Below are 20,370 nucleotides of genomic sequence, written 5' to 3'. Positions count from 1 at the left end.
GAATCATGGCGCGTTTATTGATCGGTTTTTAGCCGGTAATCGCTTGAATCATTTTCAAGCGATGCTTTAATACCGACATGGAAACCCTCACCAACCTCGAATCGTTCGTGCGCAGCGCCGAAATGGGCAGCTTCTCGGCAGCCGCGCGGCGGCTGGCATTGACGCCCGCCGCGGTCAGCCGCAATGTCGCGCTGCTGGAGCGCAATCTTGGCGTGCGGCTGTTCCAGCGCTCGACGCGCAAGCTCACGCTGACCGAGGCGGGCGAGCGCTTTCTCATGGAAATAGGCGCCAATCTGGACGCTTTGCAGGCCGCGATCGCGTCGGTCTCGACCGATCGGAGCGAACCGGCCGGCGTGCTGAAAGTGAGTCTCGCGCCGACCTTCGGCATCGCGTATGTCATGCCGCTGCTGCCGGCGTTTCGCGCGCGCTATCCGATGATCCGTCTGGATTGGCAGTTCGAGAACCGGCCTGTCGATCTGATCGCGGAGGGATTCGATGCGGCGCTGGGTGGGGGGTTCGAGCTTGCACCGGGTGTGGTGTCGCGAACGCTCGCGCCCGTGCATCTGGTGGCGGTCGCGTCGCCGGCCTATATGTCGGGCCGCGTGCCGCCGGTCGATCCCGGTGGTCTCGCGCCACTCGACGGCATTGTGATGCGCTCGGGCCATACCGGACGCGTGCGTCAACGGACGATGCGCGACCGGGCCGGCAGCGAACAACCCGCGCAACTTCGCGAGACCATCGTTTTCAACGACCCCGCCGCGATGCGGGAAGCGGCGATACAGGGACTGGGCGTGGCGCTGCTGTCGGTGTCAGACGTGCTGGCGTCGATCGAGCGGGGCGAACTCATTCGATTGCTGCCGCACTGGTACGCAGACGCCGGATCGATTTCGATCTACTACGCGACCCGCGCGCTCATGCCGGCCAAAACGCGCGTGTTTGTCGACTTTGTGGTCGAGGCGTTCGAACGGGATCGGCTGGCCGAACGGCTGGCCGGAAGCATCGAATGAGTGCAACGCCGGCGGCGAAAACCGTTCGGCGCTGGCCGGTCATCCGTAACGAATCGTCCGCTTTCAATCGTCGATGGTTTCGTGCGTCGCCTGCGCACCACGACGCCAATACGCCGACGCGCGGATGCGCTTCTTGTCGACGCCGCGTTCGTTGACCAGGTAGGCTCGCACGGCACGCATCGCCGACGCTTCCCCAGCCGCCCACACATAGCCTTCGCCGGGCGGCAGCCAGACTTCGCCGAGCGCATCGACAAGCGGTTGTTCCGATTCCAGTTCGTCGCGATAGAGCCACGTCGCGAAGAGATCGGCTTCAGTCGGCAGCTCGATGCGTGCCGAGCGGCTCGCCACTTCCACGACCACGGCAGCGCGCGCGCCCGACGGCAGTTCGCTCAGGCGGCGCTGGATGGCGGGCAGCGCGGTTTCGTCGCCGACCAGCAAATGCCAGTCGAAGCCGGTGGGAATCACCATCGAGCCGCGCGGGCCGCCCAGGCCCAGATACTGGCCCGGTTGCGCCTGCGCCGCCCACGCGGTGGCGGGACCCGCTTCGTGCAGCGCGAACTCCAGATCGAGCTCGTTGGCGTTGTTGTCGAAGCGGCGCGGCGTGTAATCGCGCGCGGCGGGGCGCTCGACGCCATCGGGGAAGGCGATGCCGTCCGGGCCGAGACTCGGCAACGTGGGCTTGTCCTCGCCCGGGGCTGGGAAAAACACCTTCACGTGATCGTCGAACGACGCCGAGACGAAGTCGCTCAAGTCGCCGGTCAGCGTGACGCGCACAAGCGCGGACGACAGCGCCTCCACACGCGTGACGCGCAGCAGGCGGAATTTCAGCGGATGGCGTACGCGGACGACTTCGAGATTGGATTGATTCTGCATCTATGACTCCGATAAATAAGCGGCTGACGTTGCGACGGTGAAGAGGCGGGCGCGGTGATTACGCGCCGGGATTCGCGCCTTCGTCCGGCTTGACGTTCTCGCCGCCGTTTTCAATTTCCTGGGTGGCGCGCACGATGATGGCGGCGATGCGGCGCTGTTCTTCGGGCGACGCGTCCGTGCGGCGCAGCAGTGCGTGCTTGAAGGCGCGGCGCGCCTCGATCAGCTCGCGGACCCAGCCGCTGCCGTCGGCGGGATCTTCACCGGCGAACGCGCGGCGCATCAGATCCATCTTGCGGCCGAAATGCGTGAGCTTGGCAAGGATCAGGTCTGCGCGTTCGCGGTTGGCGTCCAGATGGGCGCGGCCCTCTTCGGACAGTTCGTAGCGCTTGCGATTGCCTTCGAGCGTCACGCTCACATAGCCGAGTTCTTCCAGATACGTGAGGGCCGGATAAACCATGCCGGGACTCGGGCTGTAGAAACCGTTCGAGCGCGAATCCAGCGCCTTGATCAGCTCGTAGCCGTGGCTCGGGCGCTCGGCGAGCAGCGCCAGCAGCATGAATTGCAGGTCTTCCGAGGTGAACTTGCGGCCACGGCCGAAACCGTCGCCGTCGCCAAAGCCGCCAGGGCCGCCGAAGCCACGGCCAAAGCCGTCGCCAAAGCGATCGCCGAAATTGCCGCGACCGTCGCCGCCGTGGCGACCCATGGCATGGCGCAGCGCGCGCAGTGCATGCAGGGGATGGCGCATGGCGGAACGGGCATCGGCGAAATCGCTGCGGCCGAAGGCATCGAAAAAGTCACGAGCGTCGCGAGCGCCGTGGCCGTGGCGGCCGTGGTGTGCGTGGTGACCGGAATGATGATGGTGGCGCATGAGGCCTCCTGTCTCTGAGTGTCTTAAGATGTGTCTTAAGATATATATCTTAAGAGTGTTTGTCAAAGATAATTTTGGGGGAGCGAGTGCACAGCAAGGTGGCCGGAATGCGCGAAAATATTGGGGTCGGAAGCGAGAGGGCGGCCGGTAGACTGAAATCGGCGGGGACACGGTAGAGTGCGACAGCCGTTTTACAAAGGGATGGGTTTAGATGGAGCGCGGCGCAGGGCCTGGCTTATTCGCGAGCGAGTGTCGGGCGTGTCGCGAGGGGCGCGCGGTAATCAAACAGACAGACGTACTTGATAGCGTTGCCGACCCAACGAGTCGGTAACGATTGGAGAAGCGATGGATTTATCCCAGCAACTAGATCTCGCGGGTTTGCTCGAGTCGCACTGGCCGCTCGTGGTCCAGGCGTATCCAGCCGGTTTGCCTATGGTGTTCACCGGCGAATCTGCGCCGAAGATTGCGACGCTCCAAAGCATCGGCGTTTTGGACATGCTTTTGAAAGTCGACGACGATTTCAAAAGAGTCGTGTCAGAGATAGCGAACGGACGCGAGGTCAATATGCTTGGCATCACTGACTTCCGGGCCATGGCATCGCTCTATGCGCATTGGTATCGCGCCGGAAAGTGAATGGACGGCGTCTGGGAGAGACGCGCCCGGCGGCCCGGGAATATCCCAGACGCAGACCTGCCGCTATGCGCCGGCCTCTTCGCGCGTGCGACGGGCTTCGTCGCGCAGGAACTGCTGATAATCGTCCAGATTGCCGTCGAAGGAACCGACGCCGCCCGGTTGCGCCTTCATGACAGTGGTGAAATCGGTAGCCTGAAGCGCGGCGGTATCGGCAGCCGCAATCGGACGTTTATGCATGGCCCGACTCAGGATGTGATGGGCGTGTCGATAAAAGAGTTCGAGTTGCCCTGCATCAGATGCAGGAAACACAAGGCCAAACACCTCTTCAAGCACCCGGCGTGGGATATGGAAACGTTGAAGTCCACGAATTACGCGAACCTGGAACACGACGCCATCACTGTTGTGAGGAATTGCCGCCCAAACAAGTCCGTTTCCCATGACACGCCCCCATTTAGCTACAAACACGATTCAACGTTTGTTGCCTTATGATGACGCTCAAAAAAACCATTTCAAAAATACGATTGCCTGGCTTCGCTATTTTCGCCACACCAGTAATGCGAGCTTTGAAACGGCGCGTCGACTTGTACGGGAAATGACGTTCAACGTCTTCAGGCGTTTGATGCCGGGCCGTCGATTCTTCAAAAAATCGATCGCCCAGTGCGCGTGGTCAGCCACTCCAGCGCCAGCGAACCCACCTGCGAATTCCCGTTGGCGTCGAGCCCCGGGGACCACACGCATACAGCGAACTCGCCCGGCAGCACCGCGACGATCCCGCCGCCTACGCCGCTTTTGGCCGGCAGGCCAACGCGATACACAAAGTCGCCCGCCGCATCGTAGGTGCCGCAAGTCAGCATCAGCGCCGAAAGCCGCTTGGCCGAACTGGCGTCGAGCACCTGCTCGCCGTTCACCGGCGACACGCCGCCGTTGGCGAGAAACAGCGCCGCGCGCGCCAACTCCACGCAGCTCATCGAGATCGCGCACTGCCGGCAGTAAGCGTCGATCACCGCATCGGCGGCCATTTCCAGATTGCCGAAGCTGGCGATGAAATGCGCCATCGCGCGGTTGCGCTCGGCGTGCGCGAGTTCCGACTGCGCCACCTTGAGGTCGTAGCCGATACTGCCTGCGCCCGAGAGCCTCCGCACGAAATCCACGAGTGCCGTTTCGGCCTGCACGAAGCGGCGGCACAGCACGTCGGTGACCACCAGCGCGCCCGCGTTGATGAACGGATTGCGCGGCTTGCCGCCTTCGAATTCGAGCTGCACGAGCGAGTTGAACGCCGTGCCCGACGGCTCGCGGCCCACGCGTTCCCAGAGTGCGTCGCCCAGCAACTGGAACGCCAGCGTGCAGGCGAACAGCTTGGAGATGCTCTGGATTGAGAAGCGCACGTCGGCGTCGCCGGTGCGGTGAACCTGACCATCCACGGTGACGATCGCCATGCCGAAATGATCGGCGCTCACGTTGGCGAGTTCCGGGATGTAATCGGCGACGCGGCCACGGCCGATATGCGGTTGCAGGTCGCGATGGATCGCGTCGAGGATAGGCGTGTAGTTCATGGACATCGCGGGAAAGGGCGGCGGGCCAGGCGCGCGCCGCAGTCCGGCGATTGTAGCGATTCATGCGCGCAGGCGCGATGCCTGCGCGGCAACGTCATTCAGGCGCCGTCGCCTTTCATCTCGCGCAGATGCTTGTAGACCGTGGCGCGTCCCATGCCCAGCACCTTGGCCACATAGTTCGCCGAACTCTTGCCCTTGAAGGCGCCTTCGGCATGGAGCGCTTCGACCAGCTCGCGCCGATGCTCGCGGGTGAGCGCGTTGAGGGCGATCTGACGCTCGCGCAGCCAGCCGTGCAGAAAGGTATTGATGCGCTCCTGCCAGTCGTCCTTGAACAGTTCCTCCGGTTGCGCGATCACACCCGCGCCACGCAGGAACAGATCGAGCGTCGAGCGCATGTCGTCGAACGCGGCGATGTTGAAGTTGATGCACATGACGCCCGCGGCGCGACCCTCGTCGTCGAACAGGGCGGTGCTGACGCAGCGCATGCGCCGCCCGTCCCAGTTCACTTTTTCGTAGGGGCCGAGCAGCTTGTTGCGCGTGGTTTCCTCGACGTCCTCGAGCGCGGAATCGTCGCCGATCTCGCGCTTCGACAGATTGTTCGAGAGATACGCCACGGTCTGATCCGCGAGATCGTGGATCACCACTTCGGCAAACGGGAAGAACAGCGTGGTGATGCTGTCCGCCACGTGCGCGTAGCGTTCGAGCAGGCGCGCGCGCGACACGGAGTGCGGCGGCGCCTTTTTGCTGGCGGGTTTAGTTTTCTGCATCGGGCAGGGACCGTCGGGTGTCACATCGAAGAGGACGACGATGATACTGCTTATCGCGCCTGCGGTTCGCGCAGAAGCGAGTAAAGCGCGTAGGCCACCGCCATGTCTTCGAGGCCCAGGCCGATCGAGCGGAAGAACACATGACGCGTGTAGCCGGGGCGCGGGCAGGTGTCGTTGGCGAGTTCGCCGAGATCGCCGACGATCGCCTCGGGCGACCAGCCGTGCTCGCGCGCGGCGATCGTCATTTCGCCCGCACTTTGCGGCGTGGTGCTGCGGTAGTCGCAATAGACGTCGAGCGTGGGCAGCGCGGCCGGGTCGATTTCGTGTGCGTGCGCGACGTTGGTGCTAATCGAGGTGATGAGCGCGGGTTTTGTGAGCGCGTCGAGCGCAAGCACGGGCTTGCCCGATGAGGTGCAGAGCATGACGACGTCGGCATCGGCGACGCAGGCCTGAACGGTCGGCGCGATGTGCACGCGCGTGTCGGCGGCGCGGATCTGGGCGGCGCGCTCCGTATTGTTTGCAACCGACGGTTCTGCCAGCGACGGCGACCACACGTTGATGCGTTCCCATTCGCGCAACGGCGCGACATGGCGAATATGCGCAAGCGCCACGTCTCCCGCGCCGATCACGGCGAGGCGGCGCGCTTCACGCGGTGCAAGCTGCTCGACGGCCAGTGCGGTGGTGCCCGCGGTGCGCTCGGTCGTCAGGAGCGCCGAGTCGCACCACATGAGCGGCTGGCCGGTCTGCATCGACATCAGCGCGGTCCAGGCCGTGATGATGGGCTTTGCGCCGTCCACGCCCGCGATATAGGGCGACAGCTTCGCGCCGAACACGCCGGCTTCGGCCAGCACGCCCAGGTAGGTAATGTAGTCGCCCGCCTGCTGCGGAAACACGGTAAGCGTTTGCGGTGGCTGCACGGCGCCGCCGCGGCCAAGCGCGCCGAACATGCTCGCAAGGGCGCCGCGCACGTCGAGGGCGGGCAGTGCGGCGCGCACCTGCGCGGCGTTGACGATGAACGGTGCGGCGCCCGCACCCGGGAGGGTCGTTACGGTCATGCTGGACTCCTGTGGAAACTTTCTGCGTGGACCTTTTTGTCTATTCTAGACTTTATTTTTATTTTTCGTCTATATTCGCCCTGTGGCCGCGGCACGCCTTCCCGTGCGCCGCCTGCCCGACCTCATTACGACTATGGTGACGACGATGAACAGGAAGACGATTCGCTACGCGCGCCGTGCGCGCCTTGTGGGACTGGCCGCTGTACTCGGTGCTGGGCTCGGCATGATGGCGGGCGTGGCGCACGCGCAGGACCCGCAGACCTTGCGCTTCGGCGTGGAGGCGTCGTATCCGCCGTTCGAGAGCAAGGCGCCGTCCGGCCAGTTGCAGGGCTTCGATATCGACATCGGCAATGCGGTGTGCCAGCGCATGCAGGTCAAGTGCGTGTGGGTGGAAAACAGCTTCGACGGCCTGATCGCGGCGCTCGAAGCGCGCAAGTTCGATGTCATCAATTCGGCGATGAACATCACGGACAAGCGTCGTCAGCAGATCGAATTCACGCCGGCCGTCTACGTCATGCCGATCCAGATGGTTGCGAAGCGTGACTCGGGGCTGCAACCCACGCCTGCCAGCCTCAAGGGCAAGCAGATTGGCGTGCTGCAAGGCTCGACGCAGGAAGATTTCGTGCGCAAGCACTGGGCGCCGCAGGGCGTGTCGATCGTCACCTATGAGAATCAGGACCAGATTTTCGCTGACCTCGCGGCCGGGCGTCTGGACGGCGCAGTGCAGGAAGTGCAGACTGCCACCGATGGTTTTCTCTCGAAGCCGCAGGGCAAGGGCTTCGATTTCGCGGGTGCGCCGCTCAAGGACCCCGCCACGCTGGGCGAGGGCACCGGTTTGGGCTTGCGCAAAAACGATCCGGCGCTCAAGGCGAAGCTGGTCGCGGCGCTCGATTCGCTGCGTCAGGACGGCACGCTCACGAAGCTCTCGATGAAATACTTTGGCCGCGATATCGTGGCGAAGTGATGGCATAGGCATGGCGATGCAAACCGCTACGGACTCCAGAGGAATGGCATGAGCAAGGACGCGATCGTACTCGGCGCGGGCATCGTCGGCGTGAGTGTCGCGCTGCATCTGCAGGCGCGCGGTGTGCGCGTCACGCTGGTGGACCGGCGCGCGCCCGGCGAGGAGACGAGTTACGGCAACGCGGGGCTGATCGAGTCGTCGTCGGTGGTGCCGTATGGCTTTCCGCGCGACTGGCGCACGTTGTTGCGTCTCGCGCGCAATGACTCGACGATGCTGCGTTACGACGTGCGTTCGTTGCCTGCCTACGCGCGCTGGCTGGCAGCGTTCTGGCGCGAGTCGGCGCCGCAGCGCCTGGCGGGAGCGGCGCGCGACATGCTGCCGCTCATCTCGCGCTCCGTCGCCGAACATGAAGCCCTAATCGGGCGCACTGATCTGCGTGCGCTCGTGCGCCCGATTGGCTGGCTGGAAGCGTATCGCTCGCCGCAGGCGTTCGAGCGCGAGCGCGAAGCGGCACAGCAACTGGCCGCCGAACATCATCTGGGCACGGAAATTTTCGACGCCGCAGGACTGCGCGCCGCCGAGGCATCGCTAGGCGAAGGCTATGCGGGCGCGATCCACTGGATCGATCCGGCGAGCGTGGCCGATCCCGGGGCGCTCGTGAAGGGGTATGCGCAGCTATTTCTGCGTGAAGGCGGCCATTTTGCGAAGGGCGACGCGTGCACGTTGCGCGCGCGGGGCAGTGGCTGGGAGGTGCAGACCGACGAGGGTCCGCTCGCCGCCGAACTGGCCGTGGTGGCCATGGGGCCGTGGTCGGATCAGGTGACGGCGCCGCTTGGCTACCGCGTGCCGCTCATGGCCAAGCGCGGCTACCACATGCACTACGCGAGCACGGCGGGCGCGCCGCTGTTGCGTCCGATCGTCGATATCGAAGGCGGTTACGTGGTCGCGCCGATGCGCCGCGGCCTGCGTCTGACGACCGGCGTGGAACTGGCCACGCGCAACCGGCCGCCCAACTACACGCAGCTAGACGCCGCCGAGCGCGCCGCGCGGCCCGTGTTCGGTCTGGGCGAGCGCCTCGACGCCACGCCGTGGATGGGCATGCGCCCCTGCACGCCGGACATGCGTCCGCTGCTCGGGCCCGCGCCGCGTCACGCGGGGCTGTGGTTCGCGTTCGGCCATAACCATCATGGCCTCACGCTCGGCCCGGTGACGGGGCGACTCGTCGCCGAACTGATCGCGGGCGAGACGCCTTTCACCGATCCCACGCCGTACTCGCCGATGCGCTTTGCCTGAGCGCGCGGGCGCGCAGTCGGCATAGCGTCGATGTGTGTCGTCAATGCGCTCCGGCCGCGCCACCGCCACCACCGCGCGTCGACTTCGTGATCCAGATGAGCGGGATGATGGCGAGAAAAATGATCGCCGAGATATAGAAGATATCGTTCAGGCCCATCATCGCGGCCTGCGTGGTCAACTGGAAATCGAACAGCGCGCGCGCCGATGGCTCGCTTATATGCAGCAGCGTTTGCGTGTTTTCGATCGACTGGCGGAATACCGGATTGTCGATTGAGGCCTGTTCGGTAAGGCGTTCGTGGTGCAGTACCGTGCGGTTGTTCCAGGCATTCGTCGCGATCGACGTGCCCACCGCGCCGCAGAACACGCGAACGAAGTTCGACAGGCCCGCCGCTGCCGGAATCCGCCCGGGCGGTTGCCCCGCGAGAATGATCGCGGTCAGCGGCACGAAGAACAGCGCCATCGGAATGCCCTGCAGCAGGGTGGGCAGCACGAGATGGAACGTGTCGATTTCGATCACGTATTTCGAGCGCATGAAGAACACCACGGCGAACAGCACGAACGCGCAGGTCGCGATCACGCGGGCGTCCGAGCGCGGCAGGATGCGGCCCACCACCGGCGCGAGAATCACGGCGAAAATGCCGAGCGGCGCGGTCACCAGCCCCGCATCGACGGAGCGGTAGTTCAGATACTCCTGCATCCACTGCGGCAATAACACGAGATTGCCGAAGAACACGCCGTATGCCACCGAAATCGCAATCGTGCCGCCCAGGAAGTTGCGCTGGCCGAATAGCCGCAGATCGACGATCGGATTCGCTTCGGTCAATTCCCACACGAGGAAGAAGGCGAAGCTGATCAACGCCACGACACCCAGCCCGACGATCAGCGGCGAATTGAACCAGTCGAGGTCCTTGCCCTTGTCGAGCAGGATCTGCAGCGAGGCGACCCATGCGATCAGCAGGCCCAGACCCACGATATCGATGGGCGGCTTGCGCGTCGGCGATTCGCGGTTGCGGTAGATGCTCCACGTCACGAAGCCCGCGAACAGGCCCACCGGAATATTGATGTAGAAGATCCACGACCAGTTGTAGCTGTCCGTGATCCAGCCGCCCAGCGCCGGGCCGGCGATCGGGCCGACCGTCGTCGTCATGGCCCAGAACGCGAGTGCGGTGGAGGATTTGTCCTTGGGCCAGGAGCCGAGCAGGATCGCCTGCGAAAGCGGAATCAGCGGGCCGGCCACCGCGCCTTGCAACACGCGCGCGATCAGCAGGAAGGGCAGGCTCGGCGCAATGCCGCACAGCCACGAGGCGAGCACGAACGAGAGAATCGACGCCACGAACAGCCGCACCTGGCCAAAACGCTGGGTGAGCCAGCCGGTGAGCGGAATCGAGACGGCGTTGGCCGCGGCGAACACGGTGATGACCCAGGTGCCTTCGTCCACCGACACGCCCAGGTCGCCCGAGATCGTCGGGATGGCGACGTTGGCGATCGAGGTGTCCAGCACGTTCATGAAGGTCGCGAGCGCCACCGCGACGGTCGCGAGGATCAGCCGGCCGCCTTCGAGCGGCGGGGGCGGTGCGGGTGGCGCAGGCGGTTTGGGCGGTGCAGGCGGCGTGGCCGAGGCGGCAGGCTGGTTCAAGCTTCTTCTCCGCGTGTTTCGGTGCTGCAAAACAGGGAAGGCCCGCGCACGGCGGGCCGGTTTTGCGGCAAGGATAACCGCAATCGGCAAATGCCATGGACGCCCGTGTAAGCATCCCCACGCGGCAAAGGGAATTCGCGGCGGCCTGGTAGCGGCTCAGCCTTGCTGCTGGCTTTCGGGTGGCGGACGTGGCGACGCGTCCTGCAAGCCCGGCGTATCCTTGCGGCTGGCGCGGAGGATCGCAAGCGCAATGCCTGCGGCTGGACCTCCGCGCGCTTTCTGCATTGATATGACACACGCCCACAGGGGATTTCGAGAATGAGCTGGGAACAATTCGATGGTGGCTGGCGTCTCGCGCCGGCCGACGGCGCGCCGCGCGCGCTGGTCGTGCTGCTGCACGGCGTGGGCAGCAACGCACGCGATCTGATGCCGCTCGCCGATGCGTGGCGCGATGCGCTGCCGGGCGTCGCGTTCGCGTCGCTGGATGGCAGTGAGCCGTTCGACGGCGGTTTTGGCGGGCGTCAGTGGTTCAGTCTGCGCGACGTCAACGAAGCGAATCGCGGCGCGCGCGTGATCGCCGCGGCGCCGATCCTGCAAAAGCGTCTGGCCGACGAACTCGCGCACTGGGGCCTCGCCGCCGACGCGCTCGCGCTGGTGGGTTTCTCGCAAGGCTCGATCATGTCGCTGTATCTGGTGGCGACGCAGCCCACCGGCTTTGCGGCGGTGGTCGCTTACGCCGGCCGGCTCTCGGCCCCGGTTGTCGCGCAAAACCGTACGCCGCTCACGCTCGTGCATGGCGACGACGATTCCGTGATACCCGTGCAGGAGCTTGAACGCGCCGCCACCGCGTTCAGCGACGCGGGCTACGCCGTGGCCGCCTACGCGCTGCCGGGTGTCGGTCACACGATCACGGCGCAGGGCGCGATGCTCGGCCGCGATGCGCTGGTGCGCGCGTTGGGTTAAATAACATTATCGAGCGCGACGCCCGTCGCGCCTTGTCAATCTCATCAGGCCGCACCTTGTTGCGGCCTGACGCATTTTTTCCACACTTCGCGTTTAAGCTGCCCGGTTATTTCTGTTGCGGTTAAAGTCTCGCGCGGCTTGTGCCGTAAACAGAGCCAATGGGCCGTCGAGGCCCCATGCGCCCGACGCGCAGTCGCAATACACGTCGGATACAGCATTCGTCAGCGGAATCGTCCCATCGGGGATTGGATAGTTCAGCTGATTGTTCAGACTGTTACTGATTATTCAGACGATTGTTTTTGACGACTAGTTTTGACCACTAAGCGCCGGGTTCGAATTCCGGGAGTGTGCCGCCGGCGCGCGCGCTCCTCAAACACAACGACGACATGGCCCGAGCCACGCGGCAATCTTCACTTCTGCACAAACTGTCCCGCCACACCGACCGCAACACGGTGGCGGTCGACCTCGGCACGGCCAACACGCTGATCTACACGGCTCAAGAGGGCATCGTGCTGGACCAGCCTTCGGTCGTCTGCTTCGATCGCAACGGCTACAAGGGCAAAGGCAAGAGCGCTGAAGCGAGCGTCGCGGCCGTGGGCGTCCAGGCCAAGGCGCTGGTCGGGCGCGCGCCGCAAAACCTCGAAACGGTGAAGCCGCTGTCGCACGGCGTGATCGCTGACTTTCTCGCCGCCGAGCACATGATGCGCCGCTTCGTCGCCATGGCGCGGCCGCGCCGTCTGCTGAGCCGCCGTTCGGCGTTCACGGTCTGCGTGCCCGGCGACGCCACCCGGGTGGAGCGCCGCGCGATCCGCGAGGCGGCTTTCGCCTCGGGCGCGGCCAGCGTGAATCTGATCGACGAGTCGCTGGCCTCCGCGCTGGGCGCGGGCTTGCCGGTGGGCGCGGCGACCGGATCGATGGTCGTCGATATTGGCGGCGGCACCACCGAAGTGGGCGTCATCGCGCTGGGCAGCGTGGCGTGCGGCGGGTCGCTGCGCGTGGGCGGCGACCAGTTCGACCGCGCCATCATCGAGCACGTACGCAACCTCTACGGCGTGATCCTCGGCGAGCAGACCGCCGAGTTCGTCAAAATGACCATTGGCAGCGCGCTGCGCGGCGAGCCGATCGGGCGCATGCGCGCGACCGGCCGCAGTCTCGACGACGGCCTGCCGCGTACCATCGAAATCACCAGCGAGGATATCGCCGATGCGCTGGCGCTTCCGCTGCGCCAGGTGATCGGCGTGGTGCGTCAGGTGTTCGAGAGCGCGCCGCCCGAACTCGTGACCGATATCGCCGATAGCGGCATCGTGCTGACTGGCGGCGGTGCGCTGCTGGGCCGCCTCGACCAATGTCTCGCGGCCGAACTGGGCGTGCCGGTACGTGTGGCCGATGCGCCACTGACCTGCGCGGTACGCGGCGCGGGCGCGGCCGCTGCGGGGGCCGTGGCGGCGGATCAGCCCGCTTTCAGCGCCTACGACTGAGCCTGCCTGCGCGCAAATCGAAAGCTTATAGAAAGCTGACGGAGGCGCCGCCGAAACTCAGGCCGCGCGGGGCGGGCGCGCTCGTGCGACAATACGCGCCTTTTGCTTTTCCATTACCCTGAAAAACGTCGGGCGCCGCAGCGAAATGGCTGTGTTGTTTCGTCAGCGCTGTTCCTTCGTCAGCTTTCGTCAGTCATCATCCAGCCGTGAATCAAGCCGTATTTCCCGCTCCCGGGTCGTTCGTCGAACTGCCCGGCGGGCAGCCCATGCCCTATGTCGAAACGGGCAAGGGCGAATTGCTCCTGTTTATCCACGGGTCGCTTTGTGATTACCGCTACTGGCAGCCGCAGCTTGCGGGCCTGGGCGAGCACTACCGCTGCGTGTCCGTGAGCCTCACGCACTACTGGCCCGCGCCCGACAGCGCGCGAGGCGAGCCGTTTAGCTGGAGCCGTCACGCCGACGAGGTCGCGCAATTTATCGACGCCCTCGGCGCGGGACCGGCGCACGTGATCGGCCATTCGCGCGGCGGCTCGGTTGCGTACCACTTCGCGCGGCGTTATCCGCAACATCTGCAGTCGCTCACGCTCGCCGATCCGGGCGGCCCGGTGCAGCAGCCCGGCCAGACCCTCGCGAAGCTGCCCGAGACGGTCAACGCGCTGCGCGCCCGCGCCGTGCAACTGATCGATGCAGGCGACGTGGACGGCGGACTGGAACTGTTCGTCGATTCGGTGAGCCGTCCCGGTTTCTGGGCCAAAAGCACGCAGTCGTTCCGCCGCATGGCGATCGACAACGCGCATACGCTGGGTCCGCAATTCCTCGATCCGCTTGCTGCCTATACGCGTGAAGAGGCCGCCGAGGTGACGTGCCCCGTGCTGCTGATCGACGGGGAATTGAGCCCGGTGATGTTCCAGCGCGCTGCGGCTGCGCTGGAAGAATGGATGCCCGACGCGCGCCGCGCGACGGTGGAGGGCGCCTCGCACGGCATGAACCTCGCGCGCCCTGCCGCGTTCAATGATCTGATCGACCAGTTCGCAAGCGGCCACGGCCGCTGATTTGCCGATTTACGTTTGAATGCACACGATGGCCGCTTGATGCGGCCATCGTCGTCTGCGTGTCAACAAATGGCAGTCCGAACTAATTTTCATGCAGAAAAACGTGCGTCAATCGCGCGAAATTCGTCATGAAACGGAAGTGGTCGCCAACGGCCCGGCTGGCCAACAGCAACGGCGCGGCCAGCTGGGCGAGTGTGGCGGATCGCTTAGTCGCGGCCGTGCGCGTGCGCGTCGAGCTTGTTCTCGGCGGCTTCGCCAACCAGGCCCGCGTAGTACAGATGCACGCCGATGGCGAGCGAGTCGTTGCGGATTTCGTGGAAGGCCTTCCATGCCTTCACGGGGTCCTTGAACACGAGGTAGTGCGCTTCCTGCGAGACGAGGCGCGCGACCTGGTGCAGGCCGTGGCCGTGCAGTGCCGCGACGAGTGCGTCGAGGCTGGCGTGCGTGCGCGCGTCGGTGCGCGGGTAGAGCATGTGGAGCACCGCCACCCGTTCCGAGGCGAGGGCCGCTGAGAGCGCGACGACGATGTCCTGGTGATTGAGAGCCGTAACAACGGCGCCCTCTGCAAGTTCGTCTTCAGCGAACAGGGTGTCGATCGAGATGTTCATCTGTTCTTTCCTTACGTTTTGCGTACAGCGCGTGTGGCCTAAGTAAAAAAGGCCCGCCAAAAGGAAGGCGGGCCGAAAGATGCATGCAAGACAGGGGAAGTCAATGCATGGGAACCAGTATCGCAGATACGGCGCCTTGATGTTGCGCTGCACAGGCAAAATATTGTTGCATAAATCGGGATTAAGCAAGCTGCAAGCATTCAATGTTGTTGATCCGAAGAGGCATTGTTGCTGGTCTCGCTATCAATCGCTGCTGCGACGCGGCGTAGAATGCGGCAAGTGGTCGCAGTGAAGCCGGGCAGAAAAGCCCTTGTGCGGCGCTGCGTCTTGCGAAGTAACGGCACTTGAGTGCAATTGAATGCAAATGCAAGGACAGGACATGATCGATTCGAAGACACACGCCACACTCACGATCCCCGGCCACGCTGAAGGCGTCGAGCTGCCGGTCTACAAGGGCACGCAGGGCCCGGACGTGATCGATATCCGCAAGCTGTACGGCCAGACCGGCATGTTCACGTACGATCCGGGCTTCATGTCGACGGCGGCGTGCAACTCGGCGATCACCTATATCGACGGCGACAAGGGCGAACTGCTGTATCGCGGCTACCCGATCGACAATCTTGCGCAGAACGCCGACTTCCTCGAAAGCTGCTATCTGCTGCTCAAGGGCGAACTGCCCACGCAAGCGCAGAAGGACGAGTTCGTCGCCACTGTCACGAACCACACGATGGTTCACGAGCAGATGCACTTCTTCTTCCGTGGCTTCCGTCGCGACGCGCACCCGATGGCGATTCTGGTCGCGGCTGTTGGCGCGCTGTCGGCCTTCTATCACGACTCGCTCGACATCAACGATCCGAAGCATCGTGAAGTGTCCGCGATCCGCATGATCGCCAAGCTGCCCACGCTGGTGGCGATGGCGTACAAGTACACGGTGGGCCAGCCCTTCGTGTATCCGCGCAACGACCTCTCGTACAGCGCGAACTTCATGCAGATGATGTTCTCGAACCCGGCCGAGGACTACAAGGTCAACGACGTGCTGGTGCGCGCGCTCGACCGCATCCTGATCCTGCACGCCGACCACGAGCAAAACGCGTCGACCTCGACGGTGCGTCTGGCAGGTTCTTCGGGTGCGAATCCGTTTGCGTGTATCGCGGCGGGCATCGCCTGTCTGTGGGGCCCGGCGCACGGCGGCGCGAACGAAGCCGCGCTGAACATGCTCGAAGAAATCGGCTCGGTCGACAACATTCCGAAGTTCATCGAGCAGGTGAAGGACAAGAACTCGGGCGTGAAGCTGATGGGCTTTGGCCACCGCGTCTACAAGAACTACGATCCGCGCGCCAAGCTGATGCGCGAAACGTGCCACGAAGTGCTCAACGAACTGGGCCTGCACGACGATCCGCTGTTCAAGCTCGCGATGGCGCTCGAAAAGATCGCGCTCGAAGACGAATACTTCGTGTCGCGCAAGCTGTACCCGAACGTCGACTTCTACTCGGGCATCGTGCAGCGCGCGCTGGGCATCCCCACGGCGATGTTCACCTGCATCTTCGCGATGGCGCGCACGGTGGGCTGGATCGCGCAATGGAACGAAATGATCGGCGATCCGGAACAGAAGATCGGCCGCCCGCGTCAGCTCTTCGTCGGCAATGCGCCGCGCGAAGCGAAGCCGATCGCGCAACGTTAAACCCGCCAGTTTCGCTAATGCGTAAACAAGATCGCCACGCCATGCATTGACGCATAACGTTGTGACGAGCGCGCGACGGCCACAAGCCGTCGTGCAGCGATCGACGGGCGCCCGCACGTTTTACCGTGCCGGCGCCCGTAATTATTTCCGGGGCCGTGCGCGACGATGCATATGTCGAACGCGCAAGCACATCGGATGCCTGCCCGGTATTCGCGCGAACGGCTGCATAGCCACTACAATCGTTCGGACGCAGCACCTAGATGCACTGATCTGGCAATGGTTAGAGAGGAGGCAGGCAATGCAGGATCCTGAAACACTCGGCGGCGTGACGCGTTCCAGCGGCGTGGATCACCCCGATCATTCTCCCGACGGCGTCTTTATTGCGCCCGAAACCCCCGAAGTCGCCAGCGCCGACCAGCACGTGCTGAAGTCGGGCGATACCTTCATCGTCAACGATCCGCTTGGCGATATCACCGGCATCGACGACGGGCTGTTTGTGAACGACACGCGCGTGCTGTCGTCGCTGCGCCTGACCTTTGGCGGGCGCGTGCCTTCGCTGCTGTCCGGCAGCGTGAGCAGCGACAACACGGCCTTTACCGCCCACCTCACCAATCGTCCCTTGCCGCCGCTCGGCGGCACCAGCACGCCCGAAGGCGTGATTCACGTCGAACGCGAGCGCGTGCTCTCGGGCACGATGATGACCGAGGCCATCGAACTCACCAACTACGGCACCGAAGACGCCGTGGTGCCGCTGTCGGTGTCGTTCGCGAGCGACTTCCGCGACATGTTCGAAGTGCGCGGCCTCAAGCGCGAAGTGCGCGGCGAACTCAAGCCGCCGCGTGTGGACGGCAACGAGGTGCGGCTCGAATACATCGGCCTGGACAAGGTCGCGCGGCGCGTGTGTATCGAGTTCTCGCCGAAGCCGGACAAGCTGCTGGCGGATCGCGCGGACTTCTCCGTCGAGTTGCCCGCGCAGGCTTGCGTATCGCTCTATCTCACCGTGTCGATCGAAGTCGAGCCGCTCGAAGGCGTTGCGGCCGATTCACCGAGCGCGGGCATTATCCGTCCGCAACATTGTCTCGCCGCGAACGGACAGAGCGTGGGCCGCGCGGCGGTGCGCGCCGCGCTCGTCGACGCGCACATCGTCATGCGCGAACGGCGTCGCCAGACGGGGCACGTGCGTTCCAGCAATCCGCTCTTCAATGCGTGGATCAACCGCTCGATTGCAGATCTCGGCCTCTTGACCACCGATCTGCCGACCGGACCGTACCCGTACGCGGGTATTCCGTGGTTCTCCACGCCATTTGGCCGCGACGCGATCATTACCTCGCTGCAGACGCTCTGGCTGCAACCGGCGCTGGCGCGCGGCGTGCTGCGCTTTCTGGCGGCGCATCAGGCGCGCGAGGATTCGGCGTTTCGCGATGCCGCGGTCGGCAAGATCATGCACGAGATGCGCAAGAGCGAAATGGCGGCCACCGGTGAAGTGCCGTTCGCGCTCTATTACGGCGGAGTGGATTCCACGCCGCTGTTCGTCGTGCTGGCGGGCGCTTACGCCGAGCGTACCGGCGATATGGCGCTGATCGATGAACTGTGGCCGGCGCTCGAACGCGCTGCCGCGTGGGTCGCAGGTGTTTGCGAGCGCAACAAACTCGGCCTGCTCGACTATCGGCGCGAATCCGAAGGCGGCCTCGCGAATCAGGGCTGGAAAGACAGCCACGATTCGGTGTTTCATGCGGACGGGCGCTTTCCCGATGGCCCGATCGCGCTGGTTGAAGTTCAGGCCTACGCGAGCGCGGCCTTCGAAACGATGGCGAAGTTCGCCACGCATCGCGGTCTGGTGGAAGAGGCCGCGCGCTACGCAGGCCGCGCCGCGAAGATCCGCCGCTGCGTCGAAGATAAATACTGGATGCCGGAGTCGCAGTTCTACGGCATCGCGCTGGACGGTCATGGCGAGCTGTGCCGCGTGCTGGCGTCGAATGCGGGGCATCTGCTCGCGTTCGGGTTGCCGGAGTACGAGCGTGGCCGCGCGGTGGCGGAAACGCTCGAATCGGCGTTGTTCCATACGGGCTGGGGCGTGCGTACGCTGGCGGCGGGGCAGGCGCGCTTCAATCCGATGGCGTATCACAACGGCTCGGTCTGGCCGCACGACAATGCGCTGTGCGCGCGTGGACTCGCGCGCTATGGACGCAAGGAAGCGGCCGTGCGGCTGTTGCAGGCCCTGTTTGAAGCGGCGGTGACCTTCGATATGCGCTTGCCCGAGCTGTTCTGCGGCTTCCCGCGCCGCCGTGGCGAGCCGCCGACGGCGTACCCGGTTGCGTGTCTGCCGCAGGCGTGGGCGGCGGGTTCGCCGTTCATGATGCTCGAGGCGTGTCTGGGCGTGAGCATCGACGCCGCGCGCCACGAGGTGCGCGTCGAGCAGCCGATGCTGCCCGAAGGCATCGACTGGCTAGAAGTGGGGCATATGCGCGTGGGCAACGCTTCGGTCACGCTCACGTTCCGCCGCGTGGACGGCAAGGTGGTGGCGTCGGCGGACCGCAGCGATGTGAAGGTCGTGGCGGTGCTGTAATGCCGTGAAATGCGCGGCGATCCCGCGTTGGGGTGAATCTTGCGTTATCGCCCGAACAGATCGCCGCGCACTTCCAGCCAGCCGGTTTCCACGCCCATCGTGTTGCGGATTGGCGGCTTGTCGAATGCGCGCAGCGCGGCCAGTTGCTCCGGCGTGCCGATGCCAAGCTCCTTGAGCACGGCGACCACGATCGCATAGAGCGCGGTCACATTGCCATCTTCCACTTTCACAGCGATGCCGATGGCTTCGTCAGCGCCGCGCCTGGCGTTTTTCAGCGCGCCACGCCGCACGCCAATCCCATAGCTGCCGTCCGCGCCCACCTTGCCAACCACATCGCCGCCAAACGCGCGCATCAGCGTCGTGCAGAAGCGCTGTTCGCCCGCGACCATCTCCGGATGCGTGGTCATGGCGCGATAGATATGCGCGAGCGCCTGGCTGCGCGCATCCTGCGCGTCCACGTCAGCGGCTTGTGCGAGCTTCGCATAAAGCCGCGCAAGCCGGTCGAGCGGGAAAGCGGGCGTAGGCAGATTGCAGCCGTCGATGCCCCATTGCACGCCATCGTCGGGCAGATCGCAGACTTCAGCGACCGTGTGCTTCACGCGCAATTGCAGCGGATGACCCGCCGCATGGTAATCGTCGAGCGGCGCGCCCATTGCGCGTGCGGCCGCGAGCATGCCGACGTGCTTGCCCGAACAGTTGCTGCAGACCGGTGTCGGCTCGAAGCCGCGCTTGATCCAGTCGCGCCAGACCGCATCCGATAGCGGCGTGTGAGCGCCGCAGCGCATCGCCGATTCTTCCGCACCGACCTTTGCGAGCATGCTGCGCGTGCGCTCGATATGGCGCGCTTCGCTGCTGTTCGAGCCGCACATGAGCGCGAGATCGGCATCGTCAAAGCCGAAGCGCTCCAGCGCGCCGGTTTCGATAACGGCCAGCGCCTGCGCGGGCTTGGCCGCCGAGCGCACCAGCGTGAGCCGATGCGGATCGTTGAAGGCGTGCAGCAACTGCCCGTGTGCGTTGACGACGGCGATATGCGCCCGATGCGTGCTTTCGACGATGCCGCCGCGATAGACAACTGCGGCGCTGAGCAATGAATCGACGGTCATGGCGTGTCTCCTTGAGTCTGGCGGCTCGATTGTCGCTTGCCGCGCAGGCATTTCTGATACCGCCGATTCTAACTTCAATGTGTAGCGCTATTCCTCATTCGAATTTCGTCTGAATTTCCATCGCGAGTTTGCGATGTTCACAACCGTTGAAATCGATGCGAAACAGGTGCATTAGCAATCGGCCACATTAAAACATTTCATTTTCTTTACGAAGCCGTCTTGATTGCCGATTTATCGTGTTTCATGCGCGTTTTTGGGGCGGCATTGCAC

General features: G+C 64.5%; 18 protein-coding genes. 9 read left to right on the top strand and 9 right to left on the bottom strand.

Going from position 1 to position 20,370, the window contains the following annotated elements; translation table 11 throughout:
* Nucleotides 1–77 precede the first annotated feature (77 nt).
* Complete coding sequence (locus VG320_RS29420) at nucleotides 78–1,007, top strand: LysR family transcriptional regulator (RefSeq protein WP_327203598.1); 930 nt, start codon at nucleotides 78–80, stop codon at nucleotides 1,005–1,007.
* A gap of 63 nt (nucleotides 1,008–1,070) precedes the next feature.
* Here the strand turns inward: VG320_RS29420 and VG320_RS29415 are convergent, their stop codons facing one another.
* Nucleotides 1,071–1,880 carry a siderophore-interacting protein gene (locus VG320_RS29415; RefSeq protein WP_327203597.1) on the bottom strand — a complete coding sequence of 270 codons (810 nt, stop codon included), beginning with the start codon at nucleotides 1,878–1,880 and terminating at the stop codon, nucleotides 1,071–1,073.
* Nucleotides 1,881–1,938: 58 nt separating this feature from the next.
* Nucleotides 1,939–2,748, bottom strand: coding sequence for a PadR family transcriptional regulator (locus VG320_RS29410; protein ID WP_414696159.1), 810 nt, complete (start codon nucleotides 2,746–2,748; stop codon nucleotides 1,939–1,941).
* Nucleotides 2,749–3,093: 345 nt separating this feature from the next.
* Between VG320_RS29410 and VG320_RS29400 the strand changes: the two genes are divergently transcribed.
* Nucleotides 3,094–3,381, top strand: coding sequence for a hypothetical protein (locus VG320_RS29400; RefSeq protein WP_327203594.1), 288 nt, complete (start codon nucleotides 3,094–3,096; stop codon nucleotides 3,379–3,381).
* A 63-nt stretch (nucleotides 3,382–3,444) separates the two neighbouring features.
* On the opposite strand, the gene VG320_RS29395 is transcribed toward VG320_RS29400, so the two are convergent.
* From VG320_RS29395 to VG320_RS29380, 4 genes are all read right to left on the bottom strand, one after another.
* The gene (locus VG320_RS29395) at nucleotides 3,445–3,819 is read right to left on the bottom strand and encodes a hypothetical protein (protein ID WP_327203593.1); all 375 of its coding nucleotides are present in this window, start codon (nucleotides 3,817–3,819) and stop codon (nucleotides 3,445–3,447) included.
* Between the two features lie 200 nt (nucleotides 3,820–4,019).
* A complete protein-coding gene (locus VG320_RS29390) occupies nucleotides 4,020–4,934 on the bottom strand; it encodes a glutaminase (RefSeq protein ID WP_327203592.1) in 915 nt (304 codons plus the stop codon).
* A 98-nt stretch (nucleotides 4,935–5,032) separates the two neighbouring features.
* A complete protein-coding gene (locus VG320_RS29385; protein ID WP_327203591.1) occupies nucleotides 5,033–5,701 on the bottom strand; it encodes a helix-turn-helix transcriptional regulator in 669 nt (222 codons plus the stop codon).
* A gap of 50 nt (nucleotides 5,702–5,751) precedes the next feature.
* Nucleotides 5,752–6,756 carry an ornithine cyclodeaminase family protein gene (locus VG320_RS29380; RefSeq protein WP_327203590.1) on the bottom strand — a complete coding sequence of 335 codons (1,005 nt, stop codon included), beginning with the start codon at nucleotides 6,754–6,756 and terminating at the stop codon, nucleotides 5,752–5,754.
* A gap of 145 nt (nucleotides 6,757–6,901) precedes the next feature.
* On the opposite strand from VG320_RS29380, the gene VG320_RS29375 reads away from it, so the two are divergent.
* Nucleotides 6,902–7,720: an ABC transporter substrate-binding protein gene (locus tag VG320_RS29375; protein WP_327203589.1), complete on the top strand. Its 819-nt coding sequence runs from the start codon at nucleotides 6,902–6,904 to the stop codon at nucleotides 7,718–7,720.
* Nucleotides 7,721–7,768: 48 nt separating this feature from the next.
* Nucleotides 7,769–9,013: an FAD-binding oxidoreductase gene (locus tag VG320_RS29370; protein ID WP_327203588.1), complete on the top strand. Its 1,245-nt coding sequence runs from the start codon at nucleotides 7,769–7,771 to the stop codon at nucleotides 9,011–9,013.
* Between the two features lie 40 nt (nucleotides 9,014–9,053).
* On the opposite strand, the gene VG320_RS29365 is transcribed toward VG320_RS29370, so the two are convergent.
* Nucleotides 9,054–10,649: a DHA2 family efflux MFS transporter permease subunit gene (locus tag VG320_RS29365; protein WP_327203587.1), complete on the bottom strand. Its 1,596-nt coding sequence runs from the start codon at nucleotides 10,647–10,649 to the stop codon at nucleotides 9,054–9,056.
* Nucleotides 10,650–10,967: 318 nt separating this feature from the next.
* Between VG320_RS29365 and VG320_RS29360 the strand changes: the two genes are divergently transcribed.
* From VG320_RS29360 to VG320_RS29350, 3 genes are all read left to right on the top strand, one after another.
* Nucleotides 10,968–11,612 carry an alpha/beta hydrolase gene (locus tag VG320_RS29360; RefSeq protein WP_327203586.1) on the top strand — a complete coding sequence of 215 codons (645 nt, stop codon included), beginning with the start codon at nucleotides 10,968–10,970 and terminating at the stop codon, nucleotides 11,610–11,612.
* A 386-nt stretch (nucleotides 11,613–11,998) separates the two neighbouring features.
* Complete coding sequence (locus VG320_RS29355) at nucleotides 11,999–13,090, top strand: rod shape-determining protein (RefSeq protein WP_327203585.1); 1,092 nt, start codon at nucleotides 11,999–12,001, stop codon at nucleotides 13,088–13,090.
* A 266-nt stretch (nucleotides 13,091–13,356) separates the two neighbouring features.
* On the top strand, nucleotides 13,357–14,142 hold the full coding sequence (locus VG320_RS29350; RefSeq protein ID WP_327203609.1) for an alpha/beta hydrolase: 786 nt from the start codon (nucleotides 13,357–13,359) through the stop codon (nucleotides 14,140–14,142).
* A 206-nt stretch (nucleotides 14,143–14,348) separates the two neighbouring features.
* Here VG320_RS29350 and VG320_RS29345 read toward each other — a convergent pair whose 3' ends face one another.
* Nucleotides 14,349–14,750: a hypothetical protein gene (locus VG320_RS29345; RefSeq protein WP_103703499.1), complete on the bottom strand. Its 402-nt coding sequence runs from the start codon at nucleotides 14,748–14,750 to the stop codon at nucleotides 14,349–14,351.
* 379 nt (nucleotides 14,751–15,129) lie between these two features.
* Between VG320_RS29345 and gltA the strand changes: the two genes are divergently transcribed.
* Both gltA and VG320_RS29335 read left to right on the top strand, forming a co-directional pair.
* The gene (gene gltA, locus VG320_RS29340) at nucleotides 15,130–16,431 is read left to right on the top strand and encodes a citrate synthase (RefSeq protein ID WP_327203584.1); all 1,302 of its coding nucleotides are present in this window, start codon (nucleotides 15,130–15,132) and stop codon (nucleotides 16,429–16,431) included.
* 298 nt (nucleotides 16,432–16,729) lie between these two features.
* Complete coding sequence (locus tag VG320_RS29335) at nucleotides 16,730–18,997, top strand: amylo-alpha-1,6-glucosidase (RefSeq protein WP_327203583.1); 2,268 nt, start codon at nucleotides 16,730–16,732, stop codon at nucleotides 18,995–18,997.
* 44 nt (nucleotides 18,998–19,041) lie between these two features.
* Here the strand turns inward: VG320_RS29335 and VG320_RS29330 are convergent, their stop codons facing one another.
* Nucleotides 19,042–20,100, bottom strand: coding sequence for an asparaginase (locus VG320_RS29330; protein ID WP_327203582.1), 1,059 nt, complete (start codon nucleotides 20,098–20,100; stop codon nucleotides 19,042–19,044).
* Nucleotides 20,101–20,370: the final 270 nt, after the last annotated feature.

Source organism: Paraburkholderia sp. (assembly GCF_035948235.1).
Lineage (GTDB): Bacteria > Pseudomonadota > Gammaproteobacteria > Burkholderiales > Burkholderiaceae > Paraburkholderia.
The sequence above is the reverse complement of the archived record's forward strand: the minus strand, read 5'-3'. Positions and strand labels throughout refer to the sequence as shown.

Coding starts and splice junctions, on each gene's coding strand:
- VG320_RS29415 (WP_327203597.1), bottom strand. CDS start 1,880: ATGCAGAATCAATCCAATCTCGAAGTCGTCCGCGTACGCCATCCGCTG.
- VG320_RS29335 (WP_327203583.1), top strand. CDS start 16,730: ATGCAGGATCCTGAAACACTCGGCGGCGTGACGCGTTCCAGCGGCGTG.
- VG320_RS29390 (WP_327203592.1), bottom strand. CDS start 4,934: ATGAACTACACGCCTATCCTCGACGCGATCCATCGCGACCTGCAACCG.
- VG320_RS29360 (WP_327203586.1), top strand. CDS start 10,968: ATGAGCTGGGAACAATTCGATGGTGGCTGGCGTCTCGCGCCGGCCGAC.
- VG320_RS29410 (WP_414696159.1), bottom strand. CDS start 2,748: ATGCGCCACCATCATCATTCCGGTCACCACGCACACCACGGCCGCCAC.
- VG320_RS29370 (WP_327203588.1), top strand. CDS start 7,769: ATGAGCAAGGACGCGATCGTACTCGGCGCGGGCATCGTCGGCGTGAGT.
- VG320_RS29395 (WP_327203593.1), bottom strand. CDS start 3,819: ATGGGAAACGGACTTGTTTGGGCGGCAATTCCTCACAACAGTGATGGC.
- VG320_RS29345 (WP_103703499.1), bottom strand. CDS start 14,750: ATGAACATCTCGATCGACACCCTGTTCGCTGAAGACGAACTTGCAGAG.
- VG320_RS29330 (WP_327203582.1), bottom strand. CDS start 20,100: ATGACCGTCGATTCATTGCTCAGCGCCGCAGTTGTCTATCGCGGCGGC.
- VG320_RS29400 (WP_327203594.1), top strand. CDS start 3,094: ATGGATTTATCCCAGCAACTAGATCTCGCGGGTTTGCTCGAGTCGCAC.
- VG320_RS29380 (WP_327203590.1), bottom strand. CDS start 6,756: ATGACCGTAACGACCCTCCCGGGTGCGGGCGCCGCACCGTTCATCGTC.
- VG320_RS29385 (WP_327203591.1), bottom strand. CDS start 5,701: ATGCAGAAAACTAAACCCGCCAGCAAAAAGGCGCCGCCGCACTCCGTG.
- VG320_RS29355 (WP_327203585.1), top strand. CDS start 11,999: ATGGCCCGAGCCACGCGGCAATCTTCACTTCTGCACAAACTGTCCCGC.
- VG320_RS29375 (WP_327203589.1), top strand. CDS start 6,902: ATGAACAGGAAGACGATTCGCTACGCGCGCCGTGCGCGCCTTGTGGGA.
- gltA (WP_327203584.1), top strand. CDS start 15,130: ATGATCGATTCGAAGACACACGCCACACTCACGATCCCCGGCCACGCT.
- VG320_RS29420 (WP_327203598.1), top strand. CDS start 78: ATGGAAACCCTCACCAACCTCGAATCGTTCGTGCGCAGCGCCGAAATG.
- VG320_RS29350 (WP_327203609.1), top strand. CDS start 13,357: ATGCCCTATGTCGAAACGGGCAAGGGCGAATTGCTCCTGTTTATCCAC.